Origin of the sequence: Nocardia sp. NPDC057227, assembly GCF_042669725.1 — a bacterium.
Taxonomy (GTDB): domain Bacteria; phylum Actinomycetota; class Actinomycetes; order Mycobacteriales; family Mycobacteriaceae; genus Nocardia; species Nocardia asteroides_A.
In genome coordinates this window covers 14344-27116 of record NZ_JBHUXA010000014.1, presented here as the reverse complement: position 1 = coordinate 27116, position 12773 = coordinate 14344, and the positions used below count along the sequence as shown (strand labels likewise).

General features: G+C 73.9%; 12 protein-coding genes and 1 pseudogene. 7 read left to right on the top strand and 6 right to left on the bottom strand.

Annotated features, from left to right (window positions below):
- Positions 1-16 precede the first annotated feature (16 nt).
- The 4 genes and pseudogenes from cobF to ACFUJ1_RS20185 form a co-directional block, all read left to right on the top strand.
- Positions 17-742, top strand: a pseudogene (gene cobF / locus ACFUJ1_RS20200) (precorrin-6A synthase (deacetylating)); the annotation flags it as partial.
- Positions 722-1150: a VOC family protein gene (locus tag ACFUJ1_RS20195; protein ID WP_378647832.1), complete on the top strand. Its 429-nt coding sequence runs from the start codon at positions 722-724 to the stop codon at positions 1148-1150. The pseudogene cobF and the gene ACFUJ1_RS20195, both read left to right, overlap by 21 nt.
- A gap of 133 nt (positions 1151-1283) precedes the next feature.
- Positions 1284-1838, top strand: coding sequence for a hypothetical protein (locus ACFUJ1_RS20190; protein ID WP_378647683.1), 555 nt, complete (start codon positions 1284-1286; stop codon positions 1836-1838).
- A gap of 162 nt (positions 1839-2000) precedes the next feature.
- Complete coding sequence (locus tag ACFUJ1_RS20185; RefSeq protein ID WP_378647681.1) at positions 2001-2867, top strand: Fpg/Nei family DNA glycosylase; 867 nt, start codon at positions 2001-2003, stop codon at positions 2865-2867.
- Here the strand turns inward: ACFUJ1_RS20185 and ACFUJ1_RS20180 are convergent.
- From ACFUJ1_RS20180 to ACFUJ1_RS20165, 4 genes are all read right to left on the bottom strand, one after another.
- Positions 2860-4371 (bottom strand): carboxylesterase/lipase family protein, encoded by a 1512-nt coding sequence (locus tag ACFUJ1_RS20180; protein WP_378647679.1) that lies wholly within the window; start codon positions 4369-4371, stop codon positions 2860-2862. The two genes, ACFUJ1_RS20185 and ACFUJ1_RS20180, sit on opposite strands and share 8 nt — an antisense overlap.
- An 88-nt stretch (positions 4372-4459) precedes the next feature.
- A complete protein-coding gene (locus ACFUJ1_RS20175; RefSeq protein WP_378647677.1) occupies positions 4460-5899 on the bottom strand; it encodes a dihydrolipoyl dehydrogenase family protein in 1440 nt (479 codons plus the stop codon).
- Between the two features lie 2 nt (positions 5900-5901).
- Entirely contained in the window at positions 5902-6147 is a 246-nt protein-coding gene (locus ACFUJ1_RS20170) for a DUF2630 family protein (protein ID WP_233020549.1), read from the bottom strand.
- Positions 6148-6157: 10 nt separating this feature from the next.
- Positions 6158-7528, bottom strand: coding sequence for a PLP-dependent aminotransferase family protein (locus ACFUJ1_RS20165; RefSeq protein WP_378647676.1), 1371 nt, complete (start codon positions 7526-7528; stop codon positions 6158-6160).
- 188 nt (positions 7529-7716) lie between these two features.
- Here ACFUJ1_RS20165 and ACFUJ1_RS20160 point away from each other — a divergent pair, with 188 nt between their 5' ends.
- Positions 7717-8388 carry a pyridoxamine 5'-phosphate oxidase family protein gene (locus ACFUJ1_RS20160; RefSeq protein ID WP_378647674.1) on the top strand — a complete coding sequence of 224 codons (672 nt, stop codon included), beginning with the start codon at positions 7717-7719 and terminating at the stop codon, positions 8386-8388.
- On the opposite strand, the gene ACFUJ1_RS20155 is transcribed toward ACFUJ1_RS20160, so the two are convergent.
- On the bottom strand, positions 8375-9697 hold the full coding sequence (locus ACFUJ1_RS20155; protein ID WP_378647672.1) for a hypothetical protein: 1323 nt from the start codon (positions 9695-9697) through the stop codon (positions 8375-8377). The genes ACFUJ1_RS20160 and ACFUJ1_RS20155 overlap by 14 nt on opposite strands.
- The gene (locus ACFUJ1_RS20150; protein WP_378647830.1) at positions 9694-10455 is read right to left on the bottom strand and encodes a crotonase/enoyl-CoA hydratase family protein; all 762 of its coding nucleotides are present in this window, start codon (positions 10453-10455) and stop codon (positions 9694-9696) included. Before ACFUJ1_RS20150 ends, ACFUJ1_RS20155 begins: the two co-directional genes overlap by 4 nt.
- A gap of 61 nt (positions 10456-10516) precedes the next feature.
- Here ACFUJ1_RS20150 and ACFUJ1_RS20145 point away from each other — a divergent pair, with 61 nt between their 5' ends.
- Together ACFUJ1_RS20145 and ACFUJ1_RS20140 are read left to right on the top strand one after the other, a co-directional pair.
- Complete coding sequence (locus tag ACFUJ1_RS20145; RefSeq protein ID WP_378647670.1) at positions 10517-11116, top strand: TetR/AcrR family transcriptional regulator; 600 nt, start codon at positions 10517-10519, stop codon at positions 11114-11116.
- 11 nt (positions 11117-11127) lie between these two features.
- Complete coding sequence (locus ACFUJ1_RS20140) at positions 11128-12750, top strand: acyl-CoA dehydrogenase family protein (RefSeq protein ID WP_378647668.1); 1623 nt, start codon at positions 11128-11130, stop codon at positions 12748-12750.
- The last annotated feature ends 23 nt before the right edge of the window (positions 12751-12773 follow it).

The following is a 12773-nucleotide window of genomic DNA, read 5'->3' as shown; positions in this document are numbered from 1 at the left end:
ACTCTAGTCTCGGCGCATGCGGACGCTCCACGTGATCGGAATCGGCGCAGGCCACCCGGACCAGGTGACCCTGCAGGCCGTCGCGGCGATCGGCCGGGTCGACACCTTCTTCGTCATCGGCAAGGGCGAGGACAAGCGGGAACTGCTCGATCTGCGCGCCACCATCCTCGACCGGCACGCCAAGCCGGGGCACCGGGTGGTCGAGGTGCAGGACCCTCCGCGCGATCGCGACCCCGCCGACTACCGCGGCGCGGTCGAGGACTGGCACCGCCGCCGCGCCGCGCTGCTCGCCGCCGAGTTCGCGGCCGTCGACGGGGTCGGCGGCATCCTGGTCTGGGGCGACCCCTCGCTCTACGACAGCACCCTGCGGCTGATCGAGACCATCCGCGGCACCCAGGATTTCGAGTACACCGTGATCCCCGGCGTCACCAGCGCGCAGGCGCTGGCGGCGGCGCACCGCACGGTGCTGCACGGCATCGGCGAGCCGGTGCACATCACCACCGGCCGCAGGCTCCGCGCCGACGGCCTCGGCAACGACCCGACGCTGGTCATGCTGGACGGCGACTGCGCGTGGACCACCCTCGCGCCGGACGGTGTGCACATCTGGTGGGGTGCCTACCTCGGCATGCCGGACGAGGAGCTGATCGAGGGGCCGCTCGCCGAGGTCGGCCCGCGCATCGTTTCCCGCCGCGCCGAGCTGCGCGCCGCCAAGGGCTGGATCATGGACATCTACCTGCTCCGCAGCAGCACCCAGGTCCCGCCCGTGGTGATCGCGCTGCCCACCGAGGACCGCCGCCGCGCCGTCGCCTTCCACCGCGAGGTACTCGCCCTCGAACCCTTCGGCGAACTCGCCGACGACGGCGTCCCCGAGCCGCTGCAATACCGCCTCGACGCCCGCACCACCCTCATGCTCATCCCCACCGGCGGCTTCGGCTGGGTACTCGGCGACCGCGCGGCCGCCGCCCCCGGCACCAGCGAATGCCTCCTCGCCCTCACCCTCCCCACCGAAGCCGAGGTCGTAGCCACCCTCGACCGGGCCCGCGCGGCCGGCGCCACCGTCATCACCGAACCCGCCGCCCAGCCCTGGGGCTTCACCGCCACCTTCGCCGACCCCGACGGTCACGTCTGGCAGCTGACGGTGCCGAGCTGACGGATTGGTGGCGGTCGCCGCCTGCTTGTACGGTGTGCCCTACCGCACGGGGGGCCGGACCGGGGGATTCGCGCAGGACGGTGGCGCCGACGTGCACCAGCCACCGCTCCGGAAGGTCCGTTCCCGATGCTGTTTGCTTGTCGTCGACGAGTCCGCCCGGCGCCGATCGCTCGAGGGCGCGTGCGTCTACACCCTCGCCGCGGTCATCGTGCCCGAGTCCGCGCTGGCCGAGGTGCGGGAGACCATGCTCGCCCTGCGGTACGGCAGGACACCGCGCGTGCACTGGCGCGACGAGCGGCTCGAGCACATCGCCAAAGCCGTTGCCGCGCTGCCGATGTCCGGGGTGGTCACGGTCTACCTGCATGATCCCGAGGTCGGGCCGGAGCGTGCTCGGAGGCTCTGCCTGAAGGTGTTGCTGCGCGTCCTTTCCGAGCGCGGCGTCGACGCGATCTGTTTCGAATCCCGCCGTGCCGAACAGGACGCGCGCGACCGCGCGCTGCTGGTGACCCTGCGCAAGCAACCGGGGTTCCGCCGAGAGGTCACCGTCGGCTGGACGAAGGCATCGGACGACCCGGCGCTGTGGGCGGCCGATGTCGTCGCGGGCGCGCTGACCTGGTGGCTCGATGGCAGGCACCGGTACTGGGAGGCGCTGAGCACGGTCGTCGACATCGTCGAGGTCGACCCCTGACAGCGCGAAGGCCGGGCGCCTGATTCCATCAGGGGGCCCGGCCTCACTTCCGCACCCCAGGGGATACGGCATCGACAACTAGTCTCCACGTCGGGTCGCCGGGGTGCAACTCCCCGCCTCGCCATCCCCGCACCTGTCGGGGCACGCCGGTAACCTGGCCCTGTGCCCGAACTACCGGAGATCGAGGCGCTGGCGCAGTTCCTGCGGGAGCATGCGACCGGTGCGGTGGTCGGGCGGATCGATGTGGCGGCGCTGAGCGCGGTGAAGACCTTCGAGCCGCCGATCACGGCGCTCTCCGGGCGGGATGTGACCGGGGCGGGGCGGTTCGGGAAGTTCCTCGGGCTGGATTGCGGCGGGTTGTGGCTGCTCACGCATCTGTCCAGGGGCGGCTGGCTGCGCTGGATCGACGAGCCGAGCGCGACGCCGCCGAAGCCGGGGAAGGGGCCGTTGGCGCTGCGGGTGCACTTCTTCACCCCGGAGGGGGCGACGCCTGCCTTCGACCTCACCGAGGCGGGCACCAAGAAGCGGCTCGCGGTGTACGTGGTGGACGATCCGCAGCAGGTGCCCGGCATCGCGCGGCTCGGCCCGGATGCGCTCGCGCTCACCGAGGCCGAGTTCGGCGCGATCCTGCACGGCACCTCGCAGCGGATCAAGACCGCCATCGTCGACCAGACGCTGCTGGCGGGCATCGGCAATGCCTACTCCGACGAGATCCTGCACACCGCCAAGGTCTCGCCGTTCGCCAATACCAAGACGCTGCCGGACGCGAAGACGGGCGAGCTGTACGCGGCCATGCGCGCGGTGCTCACCGACGCGGTGCGGCGCTCGGTCGGGCAGGACGCCGCCCGGCTCAAGGGCGAGAAGCGCTCGGGCATGCGGGTGCACGCCCGCACCGGCGAGCCCTGCCCGGTCTGCGGCGACACCGTGCGCGAGGTGTCCTACGTGGACCGCTCGTTCCAGTACTGCCCCACCTGCCAGACCGGCGGCCGGATTCTCGCCGACCGCCGGATGTCCCGGCTGCTCAAGTGAGGCTCGGCACCCCGACGCCCTGCCAGGCCAGCCGCTTCGTCGGCTCCGGATCGTGTTCGACCCGGGTCGGGTCGTCGATGATCAGGGTGCTGCGCCGCTCCTCGGTGTAGCGGGGCCAGGAGGGCAGCGGCGAACCGGTGCGCGCGAACTCCACCCAGTTCTCCTGGAACTGCCTGGTGACGGCGCGCAGCCCGCTGCCGCCGCCCGCCGCGGTGATGGCGCGGCCGAGCGGGCCGTCGCCGCCGCCGAAGACCGGGATCAGGTCGGAGGCGTGGGTGGCGCCGAGCCCGGCGAGGTGCAGGGCGCGCGGCGCGAAGTCGTAGCGGTAGGCGTAGGTCGGGGCGTATTTGCTGTGCCCGGCCATGACCCGCAGCGACGGCCGCCAGAAGACGTAGTCGCCACCCGCCCGGACCGCGACCCGCGGGTTCTCCGCGAAGCCGGGGTAGGCGGCGGCGATCCGCTCCTGGTCGGCGCCGACCGACTCCAGCGCGGAGCGCAGCCGGTCGGGGGTGGTCGGCAGCTCGTCGGCGAACTTGGCGAAGAGCGTGCCCTCGTCCCGGTTGGTGCCGATGATCAGCGGCACCCGGTGCGCCTTGCCCTCCTCGATGGCCTGCACCGGCGGGAGCGGCAGGTAGTCGCCGTCGACCACCGGCGCGGTGGGAAAGAGGCCGCGGCGCTCGTGCACCACCCGGCGCGCGACCTTGTTGAAGGCGCGGCGCAGATCGTGCCCGTCGACCGTGCTGAGCTCCTTGTTCGCCGCCTCCGGGGAGATGCTCAGTTCGTCCAGGCAGCGGCGGGCGAAGGTGCGCGCGTCGTCGGCGGTCATCGCCCAGTCGGCGGGCGGGCTCTGGGAGATCGCGCGGTGGAAGAGGCCGCCTGCCTCCGGAGTGCTGAGCAGCGCGAGCACGGCGTGCGCGCCCGCGGATTCGCCGAAGATCGTGACATTGCCCGGGTCGCCACCGAAGGCGGCGATATTGTCGCGCACCCAGCGCAGCGCGGCGACCTGGTCGCGCAGCCCCAGATTGCTCTCGTAGGCCCGGCTCTCGCTGCTGTACTCGCTGAAGTCCACGTAGCCGAAGACGCCGAGCCGGTAGTTCAGCGAGACCACGATGGCGTCGCCGCGCTGGGCCAGCCTGGCACCGGAGTAGAGCCCGAGCGCCGAGGTGCCGAAGAGGTACCCGCCGCCGTGGATGAAGACCAGCACCGGCCGCGGCGACGCGGATTCCCGCGCGGGCACCGTGACATTGAGTGTCAGCGAATCCTCGCTGGTCGGCTGGTACCCGCGCGGGCCGATCCTGGCGCCCTCGCGGTGCTGCATGGCCGCGTTCCCGAACTCGGTCGCGTCCCGGACACCGGTCCACGGCTGCACCGGCTGCGGCGCCCGGAAGCGCTGGTCGCCGATGGGCGGGGCCGCGTACGGAATGGATCGCCAGCGCAGTACGCGACGACCGCGACGACCGCGGACTACTCCGTCGGCGATCGTGATGTCTGTCGTTGCCACCATGCCCCGATGGTATCCAGCGCGAGCGCTTGCCGACAGGGGTAACCGGAACCGGCGGTACCGCAGACCCTGTCGGCACCGAGTGCCAGCGCTACCGCCGCGCCTCCAGCAACCGCAGCCAGAACTCGCTGACCGCAGGGAACGCCGGAACCGCGTGCCACAGCGTCGCCAGCGGCACCCGGCCGACCACCGCGATGGTCGCGGCGTGCAGCTGCTCGCCGACGTCCGGGCCGACGAAGGTGGCGCCGACCAGGGTGTCGGTGGTCTCGTCGATCACCAGCTTGGCGTGCCCGGCGTAGTCGTCTCTTGCCAGCGAAGAACCGGCAACGGCGATGTCGAGCTCGACCGCCGAGACCGTGAGCCCGCGCTCCCTGGCCGCGGCCTCGGTGAGCCCGACCGCCGCCACCTCCGGCGCGGTGTAGACCACCTGCGGCGCGAGGTCGTGATCGGCCAGCGCGGTGTAGCGGGAGCTGTCCAGCGGGCGGCCCTCGGCGCGGGCGGCGATCACATCGCCCGCCACCCTGGCCTGGTACTTGCCCATGTGCGTGAGCGCGACCCGGTGGTTCACGTCGCCGACCGCGTACAGCCACTCGCCGGGCACCCCGTCGACGGTGAGCTGGTCATCGACCGCGATGTAGCCGGGCTCCAGCCCGACGGTGGCGAGCCCGAGGTCGCCGGTGTGCGGGGCACGGCCCGCGGCCACCAGGATCTCGTCCGCCGTGACGGATTCGCCACCGCCCAGCTCGACGGTGACCAGGCCGCCGTGGATCCGGCCCTCGGCGGTGTCGGCGGCATCCGGCCGGAGCACCCGCTCGGGCTGCGCGCCGAAGCGGATCTCGACCCGCCCGGTGCCGGTGAGCTCGGCCGCGACCCGCTCGCCCGCGAACGGCTCGTTACCGGCGAGCAGCGCCTGCCCGCGCACCAGCAGCGTGACCCGCGCGCCGAGCGCGGCCAGCCAGGTCGCGGCCTCGCAGGCGACGACGCCGCCGCCGATGATCGCGATGTGGCCGGGGATCTCGGTGACGGCGGTGGCGTCCCGGGAGGTCCAGGGCAGCGCCGCGCGCAGGCCGGGGACATCGGGCACGGCGGCGGTGGTACCGGTGGCCAGCACGACGGCGTGCCTGGCACGCAGGGTGCGGCCGCCCACCTCGACGGCGCGCTCGCCCGCGAGCCGGCCGTGCCCGCGGACCACCGTGATCCGGTTGTCCTCGGCCCAGTCGACCTGGGAGCAGTCGTCGTGGCCGGTGTCGTCGCGGTGCGTGAAGGAGTCGCGGCGGGCCAGCACCGCGGCCACGTCGAGGCCGTCGGCGGTGACGCCGGGCATGGCCCTGGCCGCGGCGAGCACGTGGCCGGGGCGGAGCAGCGCCTTGCTGGGAATGCAGGCCCAGTAGGAGCACTCGCCGCCGACCAGCTCGCGCTCGACCAGCGCGGCGGTGCGGTCGCTGCCCGCGATGGCGTAGGCGGCGGCGTTCTCGCCCGCAGGCCCCGCGCCGATCACGATGACGTCGAACTCGTCCGTGGTGTCGGCCACGGTTACTGGAGGTAGTTCTCGACCTGGCCGGGCGGGTTCACCTCGGCGTCGTCGGGGGATTCGCCCGCGTCCAGCCGGGCCCGGCGGTGCCGCAGCAGGTCCCAGCACTGGTCGAGGGTGACCTCGAGCTCGGCGAGTTTGCGGCGCTCGGTCTCCGGATCGATCTCCCGGTTCTCGGCCTGCGACCGGAGCTCGTGCTCCCGGTCGACCAGTTCACGGATACGGGCCAGGAGGTCCTGTTCGCTCATGCCGCCCATGCTACGACCGCCGCAGGCACTCGCCCGCTATCCGAGCGGCGACGGCGAGCTCCGATTCGCTCGCCGCCGAGTAGCCGAGCGCGACGCCGAAGTGGTGTCGCGCGCCCAGGTGGTGCCGGGCCAGGCCGTCGAAGAGCACGCCGCGGGCCCTGGCGGCGGCCACCGCGGCCTGTTCGGCGGCGGCGTCGGGGAGCGGGACGACGACGTGCGAGCCCGCGTCGTCGCCGAGCACTTCCAGCCCGGTCAGGTGGGATAGCAGCATTGCCCTGCGGGCAGGCATGACCCGGCGCAGTTTGCGCAGGTGGCCGGCGAGGTCGCCGTGCGCGGCGAGTTCGGCGAGGACCAGCTGGCCCGCGGGCGACGGCGCGGTTCCGGTGCGGTCGCGGTGGTCGAGCACCGCGGCGGCCACCTCCGGGGCGGCGACCAGCCAGCCCGCGCCGAGCGTGGGGGAGAGGATCTTGCTGGTGGTGCCGAGGTGCACCACCACGTCCGGGGCCAGCGCGGCGAGCAGCGGCAGCGGGGCGGTGTCATAGCGGAGTTCGCCGTCGTAGTCGTCCTCCAGCACCAGCAGCCGTCGCTCGCGGGCCAGGTCGACCAGGCGCACCCGGCGCTCGGCGCTCATCCGGCTGCCGAGCGGGAACTGGTGCGCGGGGGTGCAGTAGACGGCCGCTACACCCTCCGGGATCAGGTCGACGCGCAGCCCGCCGTCGTCCACCGGCACCGGGAGCACCCGCAGCCCGGCCGCCAGGAGGCCGCCGACCGCGCGCTGGTAGCCGGGGTCCTCGACGGCCACCGTCGCGCCGGGCGGCAGCGCGGCGGCGGCGATCTCCGAGACGGCGGCGCCGGTGCCGGTGGTCGCCAGCACGGTGACCTCTGGGCCCGCGGCCAGGCCGCGGTGGCGCAGCAGGTGCTCGGCGACGGCGCTGCGGTAGGCGGGCTCGCCTGCGCGGTCGCGCCTGGTGGCCGGCGGCCGGTCGGCGGCGGCGCGCCAGGCCCGGCGCCAAGCCGCGCGGTCGATGACGGCCGCGCACGGTGCGCCGGGGGCGAGGTCGATCAGCCCGCCGGGCTCGGTCTCGGACGGCAGTGGCGCCGGGGTCGCCGGGGCCGCGGCGGGGGCGGCGAGCAGGTAGGTGCCCGAGCCCTGCCGCCCGCCGAGCCAGCCCTCGGCGTGCAGGCGGTCGTACGCCGCGGCGACCACGGTGCGGCTCACCCCGAGCCGGGTCGCGAGTGCCCGGGACGAAGGGAGCCGGTCGCCCCGGCGCAGGACACCGGAGCCCGCCGCGCCGCGCAGGCCGTCCGCGACCTGGACGGCGAGCGGGACCGCGCTCATCCGGTCGATGGTGAGGGGTAGATCGTCAGCGGGGGTGGTCATCCGGTCCGGTCCTCCTTCGATCGTCCCGAGTCGAGGTCGCGCTGCGCCAACCCGGCCGCACCCGCCCGCTGCGGGAGCCGGCACTCGCCACAGCGCGGCCGGAGTCCGTGTGGACCCGCGAAGTGGTCTTCCGAAGTGCCCGGGGATTGGCCCTTCGATAATGCCACTCGCTCGCGCACGCTGGAACCATGACCGAACGCGCCCCGCTCGCCCCGACCCCGCGATCCCAGCTCACCCGCAGCCGGGAACGTGGCCGCACCGACCGCGCCGAACTCGACGCCCTGCTCGACGCGGGCGCGCTCTGCCACCTCGGCGTCGTCCTCGGCGGCGCCCCGCTGGTGGTGCCGACCGTCTACGGCCGCGACGGCGACACCCTCTACCTGCACGGCTCCACCGGGGCGGGCAACATGCGGGCCGCGCTCACCGGCGATGTCTGCGTGAGCGTCACCCAGGTGGACGGCATCGTCTACGCCCGCTCGGCCATGCACTTCTCGATGAACTTCCGCTCCGCCGTGATCCACGGCAGGCCGGAGCGGCTCACCGACCCCGAGCAGCGGCTGCACGCGCTGCGCGTGGTCGTCGAGCACACCGCCCCCGGCTCCTGGGAGCGGGTGCGTCCGCCCAACGCCAAGGAGCTGGCGGCGACGCTGGTGCTCGCGCTGGATCTCACCGAGGCGTCGGTCAAGGTGCGCACCGGCGGCCCGATGGACGACGCCGACGACATCGCGGCGGGCGGGGTCTGGGCCGGGGTGCTTCCGCTGCGTCAGGTCTTCGACCCGCCGGTCTCCTCGGCCGACCTGGAACCCGGGGTGCCGGTGCCGGATTCGGTGCTCGGCCGGGTGGCCGTCACCACGGTGTGAGCGGCAGCCCGAAGGGTTCGGCGGCGCGCAGCAGGGCGGCGCGCAGGTCGGCGCGGCTGCGCTCGGGTTCCAGGCTCACCAGGGCCAGGGTGTATTCGCCGCCGAGGTGGCAGAGGTAGCCGGCCAGGCGGGTGCGCGGCAGGCGGTCCCGGCGCAGGCCGGGGTGGATGGCGCGGGCGGCCATGCCGGTGCAGCGGCTCGGGCCGAGCGCGCCGATGGAGCCGGGGAGCGGGCCGATGTTCGAGCAGAGGATGTCGCGCTCGCCCGCACCGGCGGCGAGGGTGTGCGCCAGGCGGTCCGGGATCACCTGGAGGATCTCCTCCGGGATCCCGGCCGGGCTGGTGATCCGGTACTCGTAGGCGGCGCGGGTCTTCTCGCGCAGGTCTTTCGGTGTGTCGGAGCGGGTGATCCGGACGGCGGTCACGGCGAGGTCGTTGTCCACCCGCGGCTCGGCGCGGGTGTCGACCGGGAGGCTCGCGGTGAGTTCGTCGGGCTGGTAGCCGAGTTCCCAGAGGGTGTGCGCGATCACCGCGACGAACAGGCTGTTCGGGGTGCCGCCGGAGTTCGTGGCGATGGAATCCCAGGTTTCGACCGGGGATTGGGCAACCAAGGTGACGGTGGCGTTGCCGGTGCCCGCCGATGAGGTGCGGAGCCGCGGTGCCCGGCGGTCCGCCGGGAGTGCGTTCCGGGCGAGGGTCTCGGCAGGCCGCCGTGGCTGCGCCTCGACGACCCGCCGCACACCCCTGGCCATCTCGGTTCGCACCCTGTTCCACCACGCCCGCCCGGTTCCCTCGAGCACCACACTCCACTGCCGCCCGGCATCCGCCCAGTCACCCCGCGCGTCCAGCGGAAGGGCCTCGACCGCACCCGCGACCCCGCGCAGCGCGCGATCCGCCGCCAGCACCAGCGCGCGGCCATCGGCCAGCACGTGCGAGCAGGTCAGCGACACCACCGCCCCGCCATCGGCGAGCGGCGCGTACGCCAACCGCCACCCCGGCCCGCGCGACGGATCCAGCTCGCCACCCCGCGCATCGGCCCAATCCAGCAGCCCCGCAACCGGAATCACCCCGTACAGCACCAGCGGCAACCCCCGCACATTCCGCACCCAGGCGCGCCGCGCCCCAGGCACCCGCGCGCTTCGAACCCGCCGCCCGAGCTCCCCGGTCCGCAACCCCTCGCGCAGCGCCCACAGCACCCCGACGGGCACCCGCTCCGCGGTCCGCCACACCCCCTGCAGGACGATCGGCGTGCCCAGCCCGCGATGGGTCCGCAGAAAGATCTCGTCGACGACGCTCAGCCGTGCCGTCACGACGAGGCGGTCTCCCCGTGCCTGCCCGCCCCGGAGGCGAACCGCCGCGCCCCCTCCAGCGCGCCGCCCGCGAGCGCCCGCAACCCGTGCTGGTACTCGGCGCGCAGCGCGGCGGGTTCGTCCAGCCCCTCCTGCTCCAGCACCGACATGCGGTCCGAGCGCAGGCACGCCTGCGGCAGCCCGGCCAGCTCCAGCGCGAGCCGCTCGGCGGCGACCCGCGCCTGCCCGGCCGGGACCACCCGGTTCGCCAGTCCGATGGCGAGCGCTTCGGCGGCGTCCACCGCCCGCCCGGTGAGGATCAGCTCCATGGCCAGCCCCTGCCCGACGATCCGCGGCAGCCGCACCGTTCCGCCGTCGATGAGCGGTACCCCCCAGCGCCGGCAGAAGACGCCGAAGGTGCTGTCCTCCTCCGCGATTCGCAGATCGCACCAGAGCGCCAGCTCCAGCCCGCCCGCCACCGCGTACCCCGCGACGGCGGCGATCACCGGCTTGCTCAGCACCAGCCGGGTCGGCCCCATCGGGCCGTCGCCGTCCTCGGTGACGATGTTCGAACGCTCGGTGCCGAGCCCCTTCAGATCGGCGCCCGCGCAGAACGTCCCGTTGGCGCCCCAGAGCACGGCGACGGCCGCCTCCTCGTCCGCGTCGAACTCGCGGAAGGCGGCGCTCAGCGCGGCGGCGGTGGGGCCGTCCACCGCGTTGCGCGCCTCGGGGCGATCCAGGATCACCGTGGTCACGGGGCCGGAGCGTTCTACCCGCACAGCATTCACGGGTCGACCCTACCCCTTGCGCCAAGAAGTGAACGGATGATTCACTTCTTGGGTGGCGTACCGCAGAACACCCGCCGTGCAGGCTCGGCTCGATGCCAAGGCCGGGCTGATCACCCAGGCCGCCGGTCGGGTGCTCGCCCGCGACGGCTTCGCCGGGCTCTCGATGGCCGCGGTGGCCGCCGAGGCCGAGATCGCCACCGGCACCGTCTACAAGCACTACGCGGGCAAGACCGAGCTGGTGCGCGCCGTCTTCCTCGAGGTGGTCACGCGCGAGGTCGCCGCGGTGCGCTCGGCCGCCAACGCCGAAGAGCTCTCGGCGGCGGACCGGGTCTCGGCGGCGGTCAACACCTTCGCCGGCCGCGCCCTGCGCAACCCCAAGCTGGCCTACGTGCTGCTCGCCGAGCCGGTGGACGCCGCCGTCGACGCCGAGCGGCTGCACTTCCGGCGCGCCTTCGCCGAAACCTTCGAGGGCGCGGTCGCGGCGGGCATCGCCCGCGGCGAACTACCGCCGCAGCGGCCTGCGGTGACCGCGGCGGCACTGGTCGGCGCGATCGGCGAGGTGCTGGTCGGCCCGCTCGCCGCCGAACCCGCCGACGCCGCCGTCATCGACGACCTGGTGGCCTTCGCGCTCCGCGCGCTCGGCCTCCGCTGAGAGGAGCGACCATGCACACCCACGACGTCTTCAACCAGGTGCCCGAGCTCGTCCCGTTCGACGTCTCCCGCAACCCGGCCCTGCTCGAGGGGCTGCACCGCGAGGGCGGCGGCTGGGCCGAGCCCGAGGTCCGCGCGCTCGGCCTGCGCGCAGGCGGCGCCGAGGCGCAGGAGTGGGGCAGGCTGGCGAACGACTACCCGCCGGTGCTGCGCACGCACGACCGCTACGGCAACCGGATCGACGAGGTCGAGTTCCACCCGGCCTGGCACCAGCTCATGGCGGTCGCCGTCGAGCACGGCCTGCACGGCTCGCCCTGGCTGGACGACCGGCCGGGCACGCACGTCGCGCGGGCCGCCAAGTTCTACACCTGGGGCGTCGCCGACGCGGGCCACATGTGCCCGATCTCCATGACCTACGCCGTGATTCCCGCGCTCCGGCACAACCCCGAGCTCGCCGCCCGTTTCGAGCCGCTGCTCGGCTCGCGCAGCTACGACTTCGGGCTGCGCGAGCCGTCCGGCAAGACCGGGCTGATCGCGGGCATGTCCATGACCGAGAAGCAGGGCGGCTCGGACGTCCGAGCCAACACCACCACCGCCACCCCGCGGCCGGACGGCGGGTACCGGATCGTCGGGCACAAGTGGTTCACCTCCGCGCCCATGTCCGACATGTTCCTCACCCTGGCCAAGGCGCCCGGCGGGCTCTCCTGCTTCCTGCTGCCCCGGGTGCTGCCGGACGGCACCCGCAACCCGATCCGGATCCAGCGGCTCAAGGACAAGCTCGGCAACAGGTCGAACGCGTCGTCCGAGATCGAGTACGAGAACGCCACCGGCTGGCTGGTCGGCCCCGAGGGCGCAGGCGTGAAGACCATCATCGAGATGGTCAACATGACCAGGCTGGACTGCGTGATCGGCTCGGCCACCGGCATGCGCGTCGGCGCCGTGCACGCCGTGCACCACGCCAGGCACCGGCAGACCTTCGGCAAGCCCCTGATCGACCACCCCGCCATGCGCAACGTCCTCGCCGACCTGGTGATCGAGTCGGACGCCGCCACCACCGTCATGCTGCGGCTGGCGGGCGCCACCGACCGGGCGGGCACCGACCCCGCCGAGGCCGCGCTGCGCCGGATCGCGCTCGCCATCACCAAGTACTGGGTCTGCAAGCGGGCCCCCGCGCACGCCGCCGAGGCGCTGGAGTGCCTCGGGGGCAACGGGTACGCGGAGGAGTCCGGGATGCCGCGGCTCTACCGCGAGGCGCCGCTCATGTCCATCTGGGAGGGGTCGGGCAATGTCGCCGCGCTCGACGCGCTGCGCGCCATGGCCCGCCAGCCGGAGTCGGTCGAGGCGTACTTCGCCGAGGTCTCGCTCGCCCGCGGCGCCGACCCGCGCCTGGACGACGTCATCGACCGCGTCGGCAAGGAGCTCTCGGATTTCTCCGACATCGAGTACCGCGCCCGCCGCGTCATCGAGCTCATGGCCCTGGTCCTGCAGGGCGCCCAGTTGGTCCGGCACGGCCACTCCGCCGTCGCCGACGCCTTCTGCGCCACCCGGCTCGGTGACGACTGGGGCATCGCCTTCGGCACCCTCCCGGTCGGCGTCGACACGCAGTCGATCATCGAGCGGGCATTCGTGAGCTGACAGTGCGAGTACTACCGCAGCTG